The 16,034-nt window shown below is 54.9% G+C and carries 13 protein-coding genes; 5 read left to right on the top strand and 8 right to left on the bottom strand.

Annotation, left to right across the window (positions count from 1 at the left end; all coding sequences use genetic code 11):
- Nucleotides 1-133: 133 nt before the first annotated feature.
- From CHB83_RS05995 to CHB83_RS05980, 4 genes are all read right to left on the bottom strand, one after another.
- Nucleotides 134-1,051 (bottom strand): ferritin-like domain-containing protein, encoded by a 918-nt coding sequence (locus CHB83_RS05995; RefSeq protein ID WP_052694993.1) that lies wholly within the window; start codon nucleotides 1,049-1,051, stop codon nucleotides 134-136.
- A 15-nt stretch (nucleotides 1,052-1,066) separates the two neighbouring features.
- Complete coding sequence (locus CHB83_RS05990; RefSeq protein ID WP_089332007.1) at nucleotides 1,067-1,789, bottom strand: ferritin-like domain-containing protein; 723 nt, start codon at nucleotides 1,787-1,789, stop codon at nucleotides 1,067-1,069.
- A gap of 200 nt (nucleotides 1,790-1,989) precedes the next feature.
- Entirely contained in the window at nucleotides 1,990-3,012 is a 1,023-nt protein-coding gene (locus tag CHB83_RS05985; RefSeq protein ID WP_089332006.1) for a ferritin-like domain-containing protein, read from the bottom strand.
- A 42-nt stretch (nucleotides 3,013-3,054) separates the two neighbouring features.
- A complete protein-coding gene (locus CHB83_RS05980) occupies nucleotides 3,055-3,795 on the bottom strand; it encodes a ferritin-like domain-containing protein (protein WP_052694992.1) in 741 nt (246 codons plus the stop codon).
- Between the two features lie 263 nt (nucleotides 3,796-4,058).
- Here CHB83_RS05980 and CHB83_RS05975 point away from each other — a divergent pair, with 263 nt between their 5' ends.
- Together CHB83_RS05975 and aroC are read left to right on the top strand one after the other, a co-directional pair.
- Nucleotides 4,059-5,549: a BatD family protein gene (locus tag CHB83_RS05975; protein ID WP_179225468.1), complete on the top strand. Its 1,491-nt coding sequence runs from the start codon at nucleotides 4,059-4,061 to the stop codon at nucleotides 5,547-5,549.
- Between the two features lie 191 nt (nucleotides 5,550-5,740).
- Complete coding sequence (gene aroC, locus CHB83_RS05970; RefSeq protein WP_089332004.1) at nucleotides 5,741-6,823, top strand: chorismate synthase; 1,083 nt, start codon at nucleotides 5,741-5,743, stop codon at nucleotides 6,821-6,823.
- A 57-nt stretch (nucleotides 6,824-6,880) separates the two neighbouring features.
- Here aroC and CHB83_RS05965 read toward each other — a convergent pair whose 3' ends face one another.
- Together CHB83_RS05965 and CHB83_RS05960 are read right to left on the bottom strand one after the other, a co-directional pair.
- Entirely contained in the window at nucleotides 6,881-8,227 is a 1,347-nt protein-coding gene (locus CHB83_RS05965) for an HTTM domain-containing protein (RefSeq protein ID WP_089332003.1), read from the bottom strand.
- 67 nt (nucleotides 8,228-8,294) lie between these two features.
- A complete protein-coding gene (locus CHB83_RS05960) occupies nucleotides 8,295-9,656 on the bottom strand; it encodes a sodium:proton antiporter (RefSeq protein ID WP_089332002.1) in 1,362 nt (453 codons plus the stop codon).
- Between the two features lie 335 nt (nucleotides 9,657-9,991).
- On the opposite strand from CHB83_RS05960, the gene CHB83_RS05955 reads away from it, so the two are divergent.
- Nucleotides 9,992-10,624, top strand: a complete 633-nt coding sequence (locus tag CHB83_RS05955) for a NifU family protein (RefSeq protein WP_045687417.1) — start codon at nucleotides 9,992-9,994, stop codon at nucleotides 10,622-10,624.
- Between the two features lie 301 nt (nucleotides 10,625-10,925).
- Here CHB83_RS05955 and secDF read toward each other — a convergent pair whose 3' ends face one another.
- Together secDF and CHB83_RS05945 are read right to left on the bottom strand one after the other, a co-directional pair.
- Nucleotides 10,926-13,907 carry a protein translocase subunit SecDF gene (gene secDF / locus CHB83_RS05950; protein ID WP_089332001.1) on the bottom strand — a complete coding sequence of 994 codons (2,982 nt, stop codon included), beginning with the start codon at nucleotides 13,905-13,907 and terminating at the stop codon, nucleotides 10,926-10,928.
- Nucleotides 13,908-14,074: 167 nt separating this feature from the next.
- The gene (locus CHB83_RS05945; protein WP_045687415.1) at nucleotides 14,075-14,443 is read right to left on the bottom strand and encodes a hypothetical protein; all 369 of its coding nucleotides are present in this window, start codon (nucleotides 14,441-14,443) and stop codon (nucleotides 14,075-14,077) included.
- 158 nt (nucleotides 14,444-14,601) lie between these two features.
- Here CHB83_RS05945 and CHB83_RS05940 point away from each other — a divergent pair, with 158 nt between their 5' ends.
- Together CHB83_RS05940 and CHB83_RS05935 are read left to right on the top strand one after the other, a co-directional pair.
- On the top strand, nucleotides 14,602-14,991 hold the full coding sequence (locus tag CHB83_RS05940) for a hypothetical protein (protein ID WP_143437015.1): 390 nt from the start codon (nucleotides 14,602-14,604) through the stop codon (nucleotides 14,989-14,991).
- 3 nt (nucleotides 14,992-14,994) lie between these two features.
- Nucleotides 14,995-16,026: a hypothetical protein gene (locus tag CHB83_RS05935; protein WP_089331999.1), complete on the top strand. Its 1,032-nt coding sequence runs from the start codon at nucleotides 14,995-14,997 to the stop codon at nucleotides 16,024-16,026.
- The last annotated feature ends 8 nt before the right edge of the window (nucleotides 16,027-16,034 follow it).

Below are 16,034 nucleotides of genomic sequence, written 5' to 3'. Positions count from 1 at the left end.
CAAAACAATGTTTGCCGAATGCAAGCTGGAGTATAGTGAATTTAATATGCCCTATTTATACACGCAAAAAAGGAACGACACAGTCGTTCCTTTCGTGTTGGCTGATGCCGGCTATATAGACGGGAAGCAGTATTTAGTAGATAAATAGCTGAGCTAGCTCCACTGAGGTAGCTGCGTCAATAGGCTCATCGAAGGCCTCAGCAACCTTGGCTAGGATAGCACTTTGCGACAAAGCTGGGGTAGCTACATTAATGGGAAGGCCCTGCTCGAAAGGTACGCGCTTGATGGTAGTAGTAGTGGGAACGTACTGCGTGATATTTTCCTCGCCAGCATAGGCTTTATTGGGCCCCGAACCGGCAGTGGTAATGGGCGTATCCGAAGGGCTTACCCAGCTCTTTACATTGGCACCACGCTGGCGGCGCATCGTGCGGATATGAGAGGCATGGCGCGCCTCCGTGGAGTGCGTGCGCAGGGCTGCTTCCAGCAATGAGTCGTAGGATTGGATAAACTCTACCTGCCCTTTGTAGGCCCGTACACCGGCATCCTCTAAGAGCTGAGCTACCTGCAAGAAGGTGTCGAGGTTGGTGTATACATCAGCAAACACCGCAGCTTGTGCGCCATTCTTGCTACCCGTAAAGTCGAAGCGCGGCGCCGGTGGAACTGTCCCGCCCGCGTCCACAATAAGCCGGGAAAGCAAGGTTACGTGCTGCTGCTCGTGGCGCTGAATAGTTTCAATAGCAGCTTTGTTTTCCGCCGAAACAAAGAAGGCCGTCGGATTAGCCGGCCCACCAGGAGTGAGGCCAAGGGCGCGGGAGTAAAACTCGTTTTCGAGGTACTCTAGTGTAAGTGCCAGCGTGAGCACATCGAGAGGAGTGCGTGTGTCCTTGATGTCGCGGGCCGCCGCGGGCGAAGCTAGGGCCGTGAGAGCTGCGGGCAGCACGGCAGCGCCGGCTTGGCCGAGGCGGCTCAGGGCCGTGCGCCGAGGACCGGTTGCAGTTAGTTGCTGCTCATCAAGCTCAGCCAACTGGGCTAGTAGTTTCAGAAATTGCATAAGACAAGGCAGCGCTTACAAAGTAGGAAGATCAGTGACAATGAGAGTTGCTTGCACGTACTTGGCAATCAACTCGGCTACTTGCGTGGGCGTCTTAACCGTATCAAGCCCGGCTAGTGTGCCTGTGTTTTCTACCACATCGGCGGCAGCAAATGAGCCGGGCTGCGCCTGGTCGCGCACGAAAGCTGCATGACGTGACTCTACCGAGGCAATCTTGCCTACTAGTTTGAGATACGCAGGGGCCGTCAGTAGCTTGCCAGCGCCGTTGTAAGCACCTACACCTACATCTTCCAGCAGTTGAGCCGCGGCATACACTCCAGCCCGGGTAGTGAGGTTAAAAGAAGTGAAATCGAAAGCTATAGGTACTACGTTATCGAAAGCGTTTGTCCCAAGAGCATAGCGAAGAAACTCCCGGTGAATTACCTCATGGTCGCGCAAATCCACGAAGGCGGCTCGGTCATCAGCAGTAAAATCACTAGGAAAAGCATCCACCACTTTCTGATAAAAAGCAGCTTCTAAATGTTCCAGCAAGTAGGCGTAATTCAGTACACCTAAATCGTCTTTGGTGAAGCGCAGTGTACTTACGGAAGGGCCCGTTTCGTCATTATCGTCGTCGGAGCCGACGCAGCCAGCAAGCACCAGCGTGGAAGCAGCGGCAGTAGCCCCGGCCACGCGGAAGAAAGAGCGCCGCTGTATGGTGCGCTCAAGAAAGGAGGTAGTAGGTACGGACTCAGACATGCATGAATAACCCAGAAAGCGAGGAAAGGAGGCGCAAAGCAAGTAGCCCCGGCTAAACAAAGGTACTCGGATAAACCGGGATGCGCCAAGGGCAAGAGTCTGCAAGCACAGAGGGAGTTGCACTAGTAGCAAACAAAAAAGGACGACCCGTGTGGTCGTCCTTTTTTGTTTGCTAAACAATTTCTTCCAAAGACTAGGGCCTAGAAGAACGTGCTGCCCGTAATGGTGAAGGTTTGGGCGATAGTAATTACCGTAGGTACGGGTAGCGGCTCGTCGAAAGCTTCCGAGAAAGCAGCAGCCGGGAAGTTGAGGGAAGCCAACGTAGTCTGTAAGTTCACACCGCCTTGCGTTACGTTGTCCTCAGCTGGGAACGTAATGCCAGCTGGCGTGTAGGAAGGGGCTTGGCCAGCACCATAAATTGGAGCAGTGTACGTTGGGGCGGCTCCACCACCGTCTTGACCTGAAATCCAGCTCTTAGGCGAAGTGCTTGGGTTTGAACCGGCAGCAGTCTTGGAGGCTTCATTGTTCAGGGGACCACCACGGCGCATCGTGCGGAGGCGTGAGGCGTGACGAGCTTCAACTGAATGGATGTTCAAAGCTGCCGTCAGCACATCTTTGTTAGAAGCTAGGTAGGGAGCACCACCTTTGTAAGCTCGTACACCAGTGTCTTCCAATGACTGGGCTACAGCAAGGAAAACCGCTGCACTGCTAAATACGCCAGCAAACGGCCCCGCGTTGTTGCCCTTACCACCTGTAAAATCGAACTGTGATACAGCCGGAGCAGCAATAGGAGTACCGCCCGCCTGCGTAATAGCTGCACGCAAGAAATTTACGTGGTTGTTCTCGTCGGTACGAATCTTAAGGAGCGCGTTGCGGTTAGTTTCGCTGAACTGATTCCGCAAGACCGTCTGAGAAGCCGACACTGTGGTGCTAGCTGCACCAGTTCCTACAGTACCGTCGCCAGCCAAACCTAGGTTGTAGAAGGTAGCTTCTAAGTACTCCAGCTTCAACGCGAAGTTCAGCACGTCGAATACGGAAGGTGCGCTGCTAGTTTGGCCGTAGGCTTTGTTGAAGATGGCACCCATTGCCATAGGCAGGGTAGCAGCTGTTAGTTTTTTGCCAAAGCCAGTGAGGTGCTTGAATACCTCGCGGCGGGAGTCGAAACGCTCGAAAACCTCTGGATCAGTTTTCTCAATTTCGGAGAGGATATGAAAGAAATTCATCTTGAATGCGCTGTTAGAATGGGAGTGAGAACTACCGGTGCCTTATACCAAGCCGGAAACGTTCAGTTTTGAACCGTCCTTGAGGAAGGTGTTTGCCACAGTTACAACCTCAGAAGGAGACTTGCTAATCTCTAAGCCGTTCGTGGCGATAGTTACCACATCCGAATCAACGAACGAGCCTTCCGATACTAGGTCGCGGATAAGAGCCGCGTGGCGAGCTTCTACCGAAACGATTTTGCCAGCAATTACCAGGTAGTTCAAACCTGCGTTGTCCGTAGCGATGTAGCGGCCAGCACCATTGTAGGCAGCTACCCCCAAATCTTCAAAGGCTTTTGCGGTGCCCAGTACAGACGTACGAGATGAGAAGTCGATTTTTGAGAAGTCGGGCTCCAGCGCCTTAATGGCATTTGTGCCGAGAGCTGCTTTGAAGAACTCGCGGTGAATTACTTCGTGATAGTACAGGTCATCCAAGATCTGCTTTTCAGCGCTAGTAGCGCCCAGGCCTTTGTAGTAAGAGCCATCACGCAGGGCCGTGTAGAAACCAGCCTCCAATTGCTCCAGAGCATATGCGTAGTTTAGTACACCTAAGCTGCTAGAGCCAACGTTGACCATGCCGGGCATGTCATTCGTCGTTTCGTCGTCATCATCGCAGCCCGATAGGAGAAGGGCCGTAGCACCTGCCGTAGCACCGGCGTACATAAAGAAAGAGCGACGCTTGATGGGCGTATATAGCGGCTTGGCGAATTCCGCCTCGTCCCCACCGGGTTGGGTGATTTTGGACATGGGTAAGGTAATTGGTGGTGAATGAAAAGTGAAGGCAATACAAGGCCCGCCACCCCGGCTAGGTGGATTTTTTTGGGCAGTAGACTGTTGAGATTGTGTTTGGAGAGAATTACGCTAGCTCGGCAACTATGGATTGATCAATGCCCAAATTTTGTAAACTGACTTCGCAACCCCGGTCCCCGTTATCTCTATTTCCTAGCAAGGAAATGAGGCCGTACCCTGCGGATTTCCGTATTTTTGCTTCTTCTCAGCCTGCTTTTTTGATGCGCTTTCTCTTGTATTTTCTGGCTGTAGTGTTGCCCGCATTTCTGTGGGTGCCAACGGCAATGGCCCAGGGTACAAGTGCGAGCCGAGCGGAGGCAGAAATTGAACTGGGCAAGGCTTCCTTTCCAATCAACGAGTATTTTACCATCAGCTTTCATTTGCGGGGGGCTGCTTTGGAGCGCTATTCGGCTTTTCCCGATCTGGAAGGATTTAAGAAAAGCGGAAAGTCTAGCACTACCACTACACGCATTGTAAACGGGCAGCGCTCCTCCGAGCTGATTATCACGCAACGCTATGCCGCCTATGCGGAGGGCGAATACGTGATTAAGCCGTTCACCATGACGATAAATGCGCTGACGGTACGCTCGGGCGGTGGTACACTGCGGGTAGGGCCCCAGGCTACTGGTCCGGCTACGCCTCCTAGTACGGGCCCGCTACAAGGCATTGGGTCACTGGATCAGTTGTTCGGCAAACCCAAGCCCCAGGAGTACGTGGAGCCCAAGGACCAAGCCTTTCTGGCCCTAGTGCCCGATCGGGCGCGGATATACGTGGGACAAGGGGTGCACATTGCCTTGTATTTCTACCTCACCGCGGAGGACCAGGGCGTACTAGACTTCTACAACTTCGCTGGGCAGCTTCCGGATATTATTCGGCAACTGCGCCAGCGTACGGTATGGGAAGAAACCTTCGATGAGCAGGAAATAACGCCCGAAGCGGTAACCGTAGGTGGTAAGCCCTTTCTGCGTTTCAAATTGTACGAAGCGGAGCTTTACCCACTTAATACGCAGCCCTTGGTATTCCCGGCTGTAGCCCTTCAAATGGTGAAGTACCGGGTAGCTAAAAAGCCGGACCCGGGGTTAGACAACCGAATGGAGGGATTTAAAACCTACTTCTCAGGGGCTAAAACGGTAACTGTGCTAGCCTTACCGCCGCACCCCCTGCGTGACCAAGTGCCGGTAGGTAGCTACCAGCTTCGGGAGGCTATTGACCGTACCACGTTTCGAACCGGACAGGCATTTGCCTACACATTTACGGTAGAAGGAGAGGGAAACTTGGCTGCAGTAAACCTGCCGGCCCCTGCCCCACGCGAAGGACTAGAGTTTTATGGCCCTGATGTAGACCAGAACCTAACCCGGGAGAGTGGCCGGGTGGGTGGTCGCAAGAGCTTCCGGTTTCGGGTGGTAGCGCGGCGGCCGGGCCAGGTGCCGTTAGATAGCCTGCTAAGGCTAGTGGTTTTCAACCCTGAAACGGCCCGCTATGATACCCTGCGTCCTGAGCTACGGCCACAGGTGCGTGGCCCGGTGCGAGAGACCGTCACGTTCAGCCCGCACCCCACGGACCCCTTCTACCAAGAAGCGCTGCGCGATGCTGATAATACGCTGCAACAAATAGGCCTCTACCGAGATGTACGCCGCTACGCCAATTTCTTACTAGTAGCACTGTTGGCCATAGCCGGGTTTGGCTGGTGGCAGGCAGGTAGAAATAGGTAGGCCAGCTACTCCAGTGGTAAGCACAATATGATTTCTAGGCAATCCTAGCGTTGGTATCAGCCCGCTAGGTAGCGCCATTACGCGGAGTTAGCGGGTTGCTGTGGAGATTCTGTGCCTGCGCTGCGAATGACACCTGTATCTTTGCCCAGACGCATTGCTTGCGGCTTACTCACCTGTCACTTCAACTTGCTATGTCTAATTCCTTCGGTACCCTGTTTCGGATTACTACTTTTGGCGAATCGCACGGGCCGGGAATTGGCGTAGTAATCGATGGCTGTCCGGCTGGGTTGGCCGTAGAAGTGGCTGATATTCAAGCCGCCCTCGACCGGCGGCGGCCCGGACAGAGTGACTTGACTACCCCCCGCAAGGAAGCCGACCAGGTAGAAGTACTGTCGGGGTTGTTTCAAGGCTATACCACGGGTACACCCATTGGCTTATTTATTCGCAACCAGGATCAGGCCAGTCACGATTACTCGCACATTGAGCACGCCTACCGGCCCTCTCACGCCGACTATACCTACGACCAGAAATACGGTCGCCGCGACTACCGTGGCGGCGGGCGCAGTTCGGCCCGCGAAACGGCGGCGCGGGTAGCGGCCGGTGCGGTAGCGCACAAGCTGCTGGCTCATTATGGCATTCGGGTGAGTAGCTACGTAGCGCAAGTGGGTGCCGTGCAAGTGCCCGTAGGCTACCAGGAGCTAGACTTAAGTTTGATTGAATCGAACCCAGTGCGCTGCCCACACCCCGAGACTGCCGAGCGTATGGCCGAGCTAATTCGCCAGACCCGCGACCGGCAGGATACGGTAGGCGGTATTGTGGCCGGGGTAGTACAAGGAGTACCCGCCGGGTTGGGTGAGCCTGTGTTCGACCGCCTGCACGCCGAGCTAGGCCGGGCCATGCTGAGCATTAATGCGGTCAAGGGATTTGAGTATGGCTCAGGCTTTGGCGGAACATTGCTATTCGGCTCGGAGCACAACGATACATTCTACACCGACGAACAAGGTCAAGTACGAACTCGCACCAACCACAGTGGGGGAATCCAAGGTGGTATTAGCAATGGGCAGGATATCTACTTCCGGGTTGCCTTCAAGCCGGTAGCTACCATTTTGCAGCCCCAGGCCACCATCAATGACCAAGGAGAGGAAATTATGCTGGCCGGACGGGGCCGCCATGACCCCTGCGTGCTACCCCGCGCCGTGCCTATCGTAGATGCCATGACTACCCTGGTACTAGCCGATATGCTCCTGCGTGCCCGTGCCAATAAGGTAGACTAAGCAGAAAGCCCGTGCCCGCATCATCATTTAAGTAAACGTCCTAATAAGTATTCTAGCTTATTCTACTGGTGGCGCGGGAAAAATCCAGGAGGATGGAGCCAGGGTGCGCGGCTGGGTGGCCAGGTCTACATCGGCGCGCACGAGGGGGCGCCCCGGCCGGCGGTTCAGCACCAAGTATGAATCGGCGTACACCTGTACGGGCCCTGTACCTCGGCGCTGATACTGGTCGGCCAGGAAATGAGCGAACTGTAAAATAAGGTCGGGATGCGTTGCTAGCTTGCGAGTTTGCGTGCGAGTGAGGTAGGATGATGGCTGCACAAACTCGGTATTTCCATTGGGCGTTACGACCCGGTATACCACAGTGCCTTGCTTGGAGCGCAGCATCATATGCCAAGCAAAATAGTGCCCCTCTTCCGTCCAGTGCACGTTGCCAGGGTACAGCACAAAGCGAAGTGGAACTATTAGTTGTAATACAAAATAGGCTGCTAACCCAGCCATTAACAGGCCCGCACCGGCCGGAACAGCAGCTTCTTTGAGCGTACTCGGCCCACCGATACGGGCTGCTACCCACTTCCTGAGTAGTGGAGTATACCGCGGCCACGAAGGTGGAAAAAATACGCAGGCGGTCATCATCAGCGAGAACCACGGAAACGTGCCTAAGCCAAAAATAAGGACGTTGGATAGGTGAAACACGGCCGCTAATGCGAAGGCCCAGCGCCGGGTGCGCTGCCACAAGAGCAGAGGGGCAACCAGCAAATCGAAGGCGGTACCAGCATAGCTCATCACCCAGGGGGTAAGCCAATGACCAAGCAAGCTCCCAATAATAGGGTAGTGTGCCTTAGGAGCCAGCCACACCGTCAGTGGGCGGGCCATCAGCCAGTCGGTGTTCAGCTTGGCGAGACCAGCATAGAAATACACAATACAGAGTTGGGCCACCAGCAGGTAGCGTGTCCAGGCAGGAGTAGTAATGCTGAGCTTTACCCGACCGGCGTGCACGTCGGCAGAGGCGGCCCGATGGGCCGGCAGCAAGCACAGCCAAAAGGCCACTAAGCAGTAGAGGTAGAAATGATTGATGTACCGCGTTTGCTCGGCCAGGAACAGTAGGGTGTAGCACAGGGTGAGCAAGGGCGCCGCCAGACGATAGCGCCATCCCGCCGCCACCGCAATTCCGGCGGCTATAGCCCCTAAGTGCAACCCTATCATCACGGCCGGCGGCCAGTGCGGTAACCAGCCAAAACCGTAATAGGAGAAGTGGAACTGAGGCTGGGTATATTCCTTGTAATAGCCCAGGGCGAGGCTGCCTGCCATTTCAAGGGCTAAGAGCCCGCCCGCACCTATACGAAAGACTACTAGCCAAGCAATGTCAACGGGGCGAAACAAGGCAGTAGTAAGACGAGGCAGCATACCGGCAACGTACGTGAGGGAGGGTAGGCCAGGTTTTGATGACAGCCCACCCAGCCAGGATGTACTGTCAGCCCCACAGTAGCCACCCGCTTACAATGCCTAGTACGGGTAGTAAATAGGGCAGAGCATAACGCCCAATGTAGGCAAAGAATGAAGGCATAGGCACGCCCTCTTTTTCCGCAATAGCCCGCACCAGGAAGTTCGGCCCGTTGCCGATGTAAGTAAGGGCACCAAATAGCACGGCCCCGCTACTAATGGCGCGCAGCAGTGGCATAGTAGCCGCCGACTCCGCAAATTGACGCACAGAATCTGCATCATTGAAGGGAAGTTGATGACCCGCCATACTTAAGCTCACAAAGCTGGCATACGTAGGCGCGTTATCGAGAAAGGCAGACAGCACACCCGTAAGCCAGTACAAGGAAGTTGGGGTAAGCTGCTGCGCTACTGCTGGCGAAGAAGCCACCTGAGCGGCGGTTTGCAGGGCTGGCATCATCGTCAGAAAAATGCCGAAGAACAGCAGGGCTACTTCCTGAATAGGCTCGAAGTTGAAGTGGTTAGCTTTGAGCGCCTTGTGGTGGGCTGTGCGGTAGCAGCCCCAAGCTGCCCCTAGTTGCACTACCTCCCGCACCACCGATACCTTTAGGCCAGCTATGGGCAGGTAAGGTAGCCACGGCAGACGGCTAGGGTCTAGGAACACGGCAGCCAGCACCACTAACAGCCACAGCAGATTATAGTGACCATTCAAATCATATAGCGGGAGCGGGCCCTGCAGAGCCCGCCGCTGCTCGTTGCCCGAAAGCGGTGCCGGATATGGATTGCGCCGGTCTTTTAGCCAGAACAGAAGTAGCAGCAAGCCCGTCCCTAGCAGCCAAGGCGCTAGCAAATGCCAAGTAGTCCAGAAAAAAGGTACGCCACGCAGGTAGCCAATAAACAACGGTGGGTCGCCGAGGGGCGTGAGCAACCCGCCAGCGTTACTTACAGTGAAGATGAAGAAGACAATATGGTAAGGCCTGATGCGCGAGTCGTTAAGCCGAATGAACGGGCGAATCAGCAGGAGCGATGCCCCCGTAGTGCCAATAAGTGAAGCCAGTGCTGACCCAATGCCTAGCAGCAGCACGTTGCGGGCTGGTGTGCCTTGCCGGTTAATATTGAGGTACATGGTGCTCCCCACGACAAACAGCGCCGTGAGCAAGGCTACGAAAGAGAAATACTCAGCTAGCGTTTCTACCGCCGTGTGCCAGTCCCGGCGAACTATCCCGTAGTAGCCCAGCACAAGCAGGCCCAAACCTACCGCCACCGTAGCGTAGTGCTTTTCCCAGAGCTTCGGAAACAGCAGTGGGCCAGTGGCAATGAGGGTGAGTAAGCCAAAGAAAGGAAGCAGCCAGGGCCAGGCAGGAGCGGCAGCAGAAAGTAAAAGAGTATGTAGCATAGGCAAGCTGCAAAGGTAGGAGGTTAACCAAGAGCGGTAAAAAACGAGGCTGCGCTGGTTGTATAGCGCTTAAAAAGCCTTTTATAAGGGATAAACTGCTGCAAAGTCTTGAGCTACTACGCTGACTTGTGGTAGGGTGCCTAAGCTAGATGAATTATGCTTGGCGTTGATGCGTTATATTTAGAAGCACTTGCTAAGGATGGCGTGCTACCTGCACGAGCTTCTTTAAATCATAGCTACCTTTGCAACTTCTACCGTCTTGTGCGGTTCTATCTGTCCAGGCCGACTGAAAGCGGCCGACTCACTCTCTCTGCTTGTCTCCAAGTCTTTCAAACATGGCTGAACAACTCACTGCCCCCGCTGCCCCGGTTTCTATCTACGCCGAAGCCAGCCCCAACCCTGAATCCATGAAGTTCGTGCTCAACACCCAACTCCTGTCGGATGGGGTGAGCGTAGACTATCCAACGGTAGAAGCCGCTGCTAATTCGCCCCTGGCGCAGGAGCTATTCGGCTTCGATTACGTTGGCCGCGTATTCATTGCGCAGAACTTCGTTACCATCACCAAAACCACCGAGCATCAGTGGGCTCAGCTCATCCCCGAGCTGCGTACCTTCCTGAAATCGTACGTGGAGGCCGCTGGCCCTATCTTCACCGTAGACCCCGCCGCTGAGCAGCGCGCCGCCCAGCAAGCTGCTGCCTCGGGTAATTCTTCGGAAGTAGATCAGCAGACCAGCCAGAAAATCATTGACCTGCTTGACAACTACGTGCGCCCAGCGGTAGAGCAAGATGGCGGCAACATCACCTTCAAGAGCTACCAGGATGGCATCGTAACGGTGAATCTACAAGGCTCGTGCTCGGGCTGCCCCTCGGCTACCGTTACGCTAAAGTCAGGCATCGAGAACCTGCTCAAGCGCATGGTTCCCGAAGTGAAAGAGGTCGTAGCCGAAGGCGTTACCGCTTCCTTCTAACGAAACCCTTCGTCAACAAAAAGCCCTGGCCTGACGGCCGGGGCTTTTTGTTTGGGCTTCAATCTGTAGCTAGACCTTAAGCCCTGCGTAGAAAATTATCATCAGCACACTGCCCCACCCAAGAGGCTGTGAATATGCCACCTATGAGGTAGCCAGTGCCGCCGGAAGCACTGCAGAGACACTCTGTGAATTAGCCTAAGTGATAAGATGGGCAAGCTGGGCTAGAATGCAACGCATAAAAAAAGCCCGGCCGAGCGGCCGGGCTTTTTGCTACCTGCTCATTGAGCAGGAGAAACAAAGGTTATACGTTGGCAGTGGAGAGCTTGGGAGCACCCGCGTCAGTCGTCGTATTAAGGTTGGCTTTTTCCTTACGGCCGTAGGTATCCAGAATCAGCGGCGCCGCAATAAAAAGCGACGAATACGTACCGTAGATAATACCAATCAGCATGGCGAAGGAGAAGGAGCGGAGGGTTTCGCCCCCGAACACGTACAGCACGCCCACTACCAAGAATACCGTGGTGAACGTAATCATGGTGCGGGAGAAGGTGCTATTCAGGGCGGGGTTTACTACCTGAGCAAACGTCAGGTGCTTGTTCTCACGCAGGTATTCCCGAATACGGTCATAGATAACAACCGTGTCGTTCATGGAGAAGCCAATTACCGTTAGCACGGCTGCCACGAACACCTGGTCCATTTCGTAATTCAGGCCCAGAGCCCGCGCAATGGGGAAGGTTGCAATAACCAGCAGCGCATCGTGGAACAGGGCTACTACTGCTGCCATGGAGTACTGCCATTTCTCGAAGCGTAGCAGTACATACACGAAGATGGCCAGCAGCGTCAAGCCCAAGCTGATTACCGACGTTTTCTTGATGTCGTCGGCAATAGTAGCGCCCACTTTCGAGGAGCTTTTCACCGTAGGCGTAGCGGCGGCGTACTTCTGCTTCAGGCCCGTTTCTAAGGCTGCGCGCACTTTATTGTCGGCATCGGTGCTTTCGTCAGCTGCCAAGTAGCCCGTTGTGATGCGCAGGCGGTTAGCTGAGCCAAACGTTTTTACCTCTGTGCCAGCGCCACCAAAGTAATCGGTGGTCAGCAAGTCGCGCACGTCAGAAGCCGGAATAGCTTTGTTGAAGTCCACGATGTACTCACGGCCTCCACGGAAGTCAACACCCAAGTTAGGGCCACCTTGCAGGGCCATCAGCCCGAAGCCCAGGAGGATAATAACCGTAGAAGCAACGTAGGCATACTTGCGCATTCCCACGATATCGAAGTTGGTGCCTTTGAACAAGTGACGCGAGATAGCCGTGTCAAAAGTCAGGGAGGATTTGTCCTTGCCCTTGGTCAGACGCTCGATGATAAGGCGCGACACGTATACCGCCGACAGGAAGGAAGTGAATACACCAATGCCGAGGGTGATGGCGAAGTTCTGCACCGGACCTGTACCGAAGAAGCCCAGAATCAACGCAATAATCAGCGTGGTAACGTTGGAGTCGAAGATAGCCGAGAAAGCACGGCCGTATCCTTTGTTGATGGCGTCCTGGGTTTGCAGGCCGTGGTCAAGTTCTTCCCGAATCCGCTCAAAGATCAGCACGTTAGCATCCACCGACGTACCAATTACAAGCACCAGACCAGCAATACCGGGCAGCGTAAGGGCAAAGGAAAACTGCGCCAGAACACCCAGAATTAGGAACATGTTGAAGAGTAGGGCCGCATCGGCGACCATACCAGCGCGGCCGTAGTACACGGCCATGAAGATCATAATGATAACCAAACCAGCCAGCGAAGAATACAGGCCCTGGTTGGTAGCCTCCTGGCCCAGTGAAGGACCTACGATGGCTTCTTCCACAATGCGAGTAGGAGCGGGCAGCTTACCAGCCTTCAGAATGTTAGCTAAGTCCTTGGCTTCTTCAATTGTGAAGTTGCCGGAGATGCTGGAGTTGCCACCAGCAATTTCCGTCTGTACGTTTGGCGCAGAGTACACGTAGTCATCAAGTACAATGGCTACCTGACGACCTACGTTGGCGGCAGTCAATTTTTGCCACTTACGAGCACCGGAGGGGTTCATCTGCATAGAAACCTCCGAGCGGCCGCTCATGGGGTCGATGTCGCCGCGAGCGTCGCTGATTACTTCGCCACCAATAGGAGCATCTGCGCTGCCACTCTTGCGAATAGCATAGAGTTGCAGGTATTCCTGACCGTCAATAACGTCGGGCTTCACTCCCCACATGAAGGTGAGGTTAGAGGGCAATACAGCGCGGGTGTCGGGACTGCGCAGCACGGCATTCACACGGGCCGTATCGCGCACGTTGGAGCCCAGAGTACCGGGCATGGTAAACAAGCTAGCCAGCACGTTCTTCTTGGGAGAAGCTGAGTCGGCTTTGGCCGTAGCAGGCGTTTTCTTGGCCAGCTTGCTAGCCAGCGAGGAGGTATCGGCGGCAGCCGTAGCGGTAGTGGCTTGGGCGGTGTCGGTAGAAGCAGTAGCAACAGCAGCCGTAGCACCGGCAGCTTCCTTAGCATTCAGCACTTCGTTTAGTTGGTTCAGGTAGGGCGCGTACTCGTCGGGGCGCCACACTTCCCAGAACTCCAGCTTGGCTTGGCCTTGCACCAGCTTGCGCACACGGTCGGGGTTATCTACACCGGGCAACTCAATCTGAATACGGCCCGTGCCTTTCACCCGCTGAATGTTAGGCTGGCTGGTACCGAACTTGTCGATACGGGTGCGTAGGATGTTGAAGGAACGGTCAATGGCCTCTTCTACTTCCTTGTTGATTTCTGAAACAACCTTTTCGTTGGTTGAATTAATGTCGATGCCGCGGCTCTTGTTGGTGGTGTTGGCGAAGATGCTAGCCAGCTTGTTGTTGGGAGCTACTTCGCGGTACGACTGAGCGAACAGCGTTGTGAAGGGCGTTGAAGGGTTAGACTTCTGAGCTTGCTGGGCATTTACGAGGGCTTTGTTGAAAGCCACATCCTTGGAGTTGCCCGACATAGCCCGCACGATTTCTACTGGCGAAACCTCTAGGGTTACGTGCATACCACCGTTCAAGTCGAGGCCCAGGCCAAGCTCTGAGGTGCGCACATCCTTGTAGGTGAGGGGGCCAAATACGGGCGCACGCCATACCGAATCAAGGTAGCGCTGGCGCTTGGGCTCCACCAGTTTGCCGCCGCGGCTGGCGTAGGCTACCGCATCGCGCTGCACGCCCCGCGAAACGAACGTGAGAGTGAGAAAGTAAATGCACAACGCCGACACAATAAGTGTCAGCGTAATGACGAGTCCTTTATTACGCATTGAGTAAATAATTGATGTGCTGGGTTGGAAAGGATGCAGTAGCCAGTGTACTGCGAGCTGCTGGAGCAGCTGCGCCACGCAATAGTCAGAGTAATATCGGCGACAACTGAACGCCGATTTCTAAGAAAAAGTGCAGGCAGTCAATTGGTTGCAGGGCAACCTGGGCACTACGGGGCGTGCGGCGATAAAGCAGCTACGAGCAGCCGCGTGCGGAATAAATCCGGAATAGCGCAGGGCCGGGGAGCAAGTTGCGCCAGGCGTACTGGCAACCAGCCAAGCCCGACCACTGGTGTTGGGAGCGGTAGCCACGCATCCACCGCTGGGGCCAGGAAAAGCCCTAGCGGCGAAGTGGCTTCGAGATTTACGCGCTGCTTTACTACTGCCGCCCGGGGGGCAGCGTCTACCCGCGTGCCCTTACCCACCGGCACCACCCGCAGCGTAGCCACAGCTTGGTGGTTCAGCGACAGCACAAACAGCATAGTAGCTGTGAGCAGCGCGAAACGCAAGCGGAGTAAAAAGGTGGGTAGGAGGTGCACCGAGTTTGAGGGTAAGAGCTACAAATATACCTTTTTGCCTTGCCCGGCGCAAAGTATCCACCGAGGAGATAAAGCAAGGCAGTTGTTTTTTCGCACTTTACAACCAACTATATGCCTATACCCCTATGAGTGGCCGCTTTATATCGTGTCTGTTATTTATGGTGCTGACATTTTCGGTGCTACATCCGGCCGTAAGTCAGCCTGCTACCATCCAAGCATCGGTAGAAGTAAACCGGATTCTGAGCCTCGTGCGCTACGTAGAAGTTGTGGCCGGTGGCAAAGGCTACCGGGGCGTGCGGCAGCAGTTTGAGCAAAGTGCTTTCAATACGCCAGCAGCGCAGGCCGCTATCCGGCGCTACCAGCAGCTCCCCCGCGAGGTAGATTTTCAATGGCCCGACTACCCTGCCGACCGTCTGGGCTCATCGGGCAGCAGTTGGAACCTCTTTATCAAGTGCGCCGCCGATGCGAAAGACCTCCCGGATTTGCAGCAGCGCGCCGTTGGGCTCATGCCCAACCAAACCTTGGTTGAGCTTGGTCAGGTTTATTAGGCATTGAGCCGTGCCTTTGAGGAGCTGCTCTGGTATCCCTACCAAACTCAGCTAACTCAGGAGCGAGAGGCTTACCAAGCCTACCTCAACCAAAAACAACTGCTCAAGCACTTTACCCGGCTGCGCACCTTTTACGGCAGCAGCTGGCCGAATGAAGTGCCGTACCGCATTCTGCTAAGCCCATTGCCTGGGCCCGCTACTACATTCACCAACTCCGCCACGGTAGCCAGCAACATCGTGCTACTCGACTGCCACCCCGCTTCCACCGATTTCGTGTCGGGCAGCACCGTCATGTTTCACGAAATGAGCCACTCGCTTTCTATGCAGCAGCGGCAGGAGTTGCAGCAGCAAATGGAGCGGTGGTACCAGTACAGCGGCTCACCTGCTTGGCGCTATGCCTACTCTTTGATGGAAGAAGGCCTGGCTACTGCTGCCGGCGAATGGATTTACAAGCAGCAGGCCGGCCAAACAGAAAGTGGCGAGTGGTACCACGACGACTACAATGATCGGTATGCCAAAGCCATTTATCCGCAAGTAGAAAGCTACATTGCCAATGGCCGCACTATAGATAGCGTATTTGTGCGGCAAGTAGTCGCCACCTTCGATGCTACTTTCCCATATGCTGCCACCGAGTACGTAAACCTGTTCCGCAAAGCACTGTACTGGACCGATACCGACCCGGCGGCACCAGTGCTGCAACCCTTCCGTGACGCATTTCGCAGTACCTATACCCTCACGTCAACTCCCATCCTAAACAAGGATAAAACACTGGCTACGGCCAAAGAGGGAGTGTATCTGCCGATCATAATTATCACCCAGGAGCACGCCGCTACGTTGCGCTATTTGCAGAAAAATTGGCCTAGCCTAAGCAAGCAGCGCCTGCGGCCGGAGCAGGACTTTGTTCTTAGCCTGACCAGTACAACCGGGCCACTGATTCTTATTAATGTGCATGACCGGGCGAAACTGTCTGCTGCCGCGCAGTACTTAAAGAAGCAGAAGGTTATTCAGCCTAAGCAGCCACTTTGGGTGATGTAACATAGGCC

Source organism: Hymenobacter mucosus, assembly GCF_900188255.1.
GTDB classification, from domain to species: domain Bacteria; phylum Bacteroidota; class Bacteroidia; order Cytophagales; family Hymenobacteraceae; genus Hymenobacter; species Hymenobacter mucosus.
Note: the sequence above shows the minus strand (reverse complement) of the source record. Positions and strands in the feature narration are given on the sequence as shown.

Excerpts from the sequence above, each read along its gene's own strand:
- CHB83_RS05995 (WP_052694993.1), bottom strand. The coding sequence starts at position 1,051 with ATGCAATTTCTGAAACTACTAGCCCAGTTGGCTGAGCTTGATGAGCAG.
- CHB83_RS05990 (WP_089332007.1), bottom strand. The coding sequence starts at position 1,789 with ATGTCTGAGTCCGTACCTACTACCTCCTTTCTTGAGCGCACCATACAG.
- CHB83_RS05985 (WP_089332006.1), bottom strand. The coding sequence starts at position 3,012 with ATGAATTTCTTTCATATCCTCTCCGAAATTGAGAAAACTGATCCAGAG.
- CHB83_RS05980 (WP_052694992.1), bottom strand. The coding sequence starts at position 3,795 with ATGTCCAAAATCACCCAACCCGGTGGGGACGAGGCGGAATTCGCCAAG.
- CHB83_RS05975 (WP_179225468.1), top strand. The coding sequence starts at position 4,059 with ATGCGCTTTCTCTTGTATTTTCTGGCTGTAGTGTTGCCCGCATTTCTG.
- aroC (WP_089332004.1), top strand. The coding sequence starts at position 5,741 with ATGTCTAATTCCTTCGGTACCCTGTTTCGGATTACTACTTTTGGCGAA.
- CHB83_RS05965 (WP_089332003.1), bottom strand. The coding sequence starts at position 8,227 with ATGCTGCCTCGTCTTACTACTGCCTTGTTTCGCCCCGTTGACATTGCT.
- CHB83_RS05960 (WP_089332002.1), bottom strand. The coding sequence starts at position 9,656 with ATGCTACATACTCTTTTACTTTCTGCTGCCGCTCCTGCCTGGCCCTGG.
- CHB83_RS05955 (WP_045687417.1), top strand. The coding sequence starts at position 9,992 with ATGGCTGAACAACTCACTGCCCCCGCTGCCCCGGTTTCTATCTACGCC.
- secDF (WP_089332001.1), bottom strand. The coding sequence starts at position 13,907 with ATGCGTAATAAAGGACTCGTCATTACGCTGACACTTATTGTGTCGGCG.
- CHB83_RS05940 (WP_143437015.1), top strand. The coding sequence starts at position 14,602 with ATGGTGCTGACATTTTCGGTGCTACATCCGGCCGTAAGTCAGCCTGCT.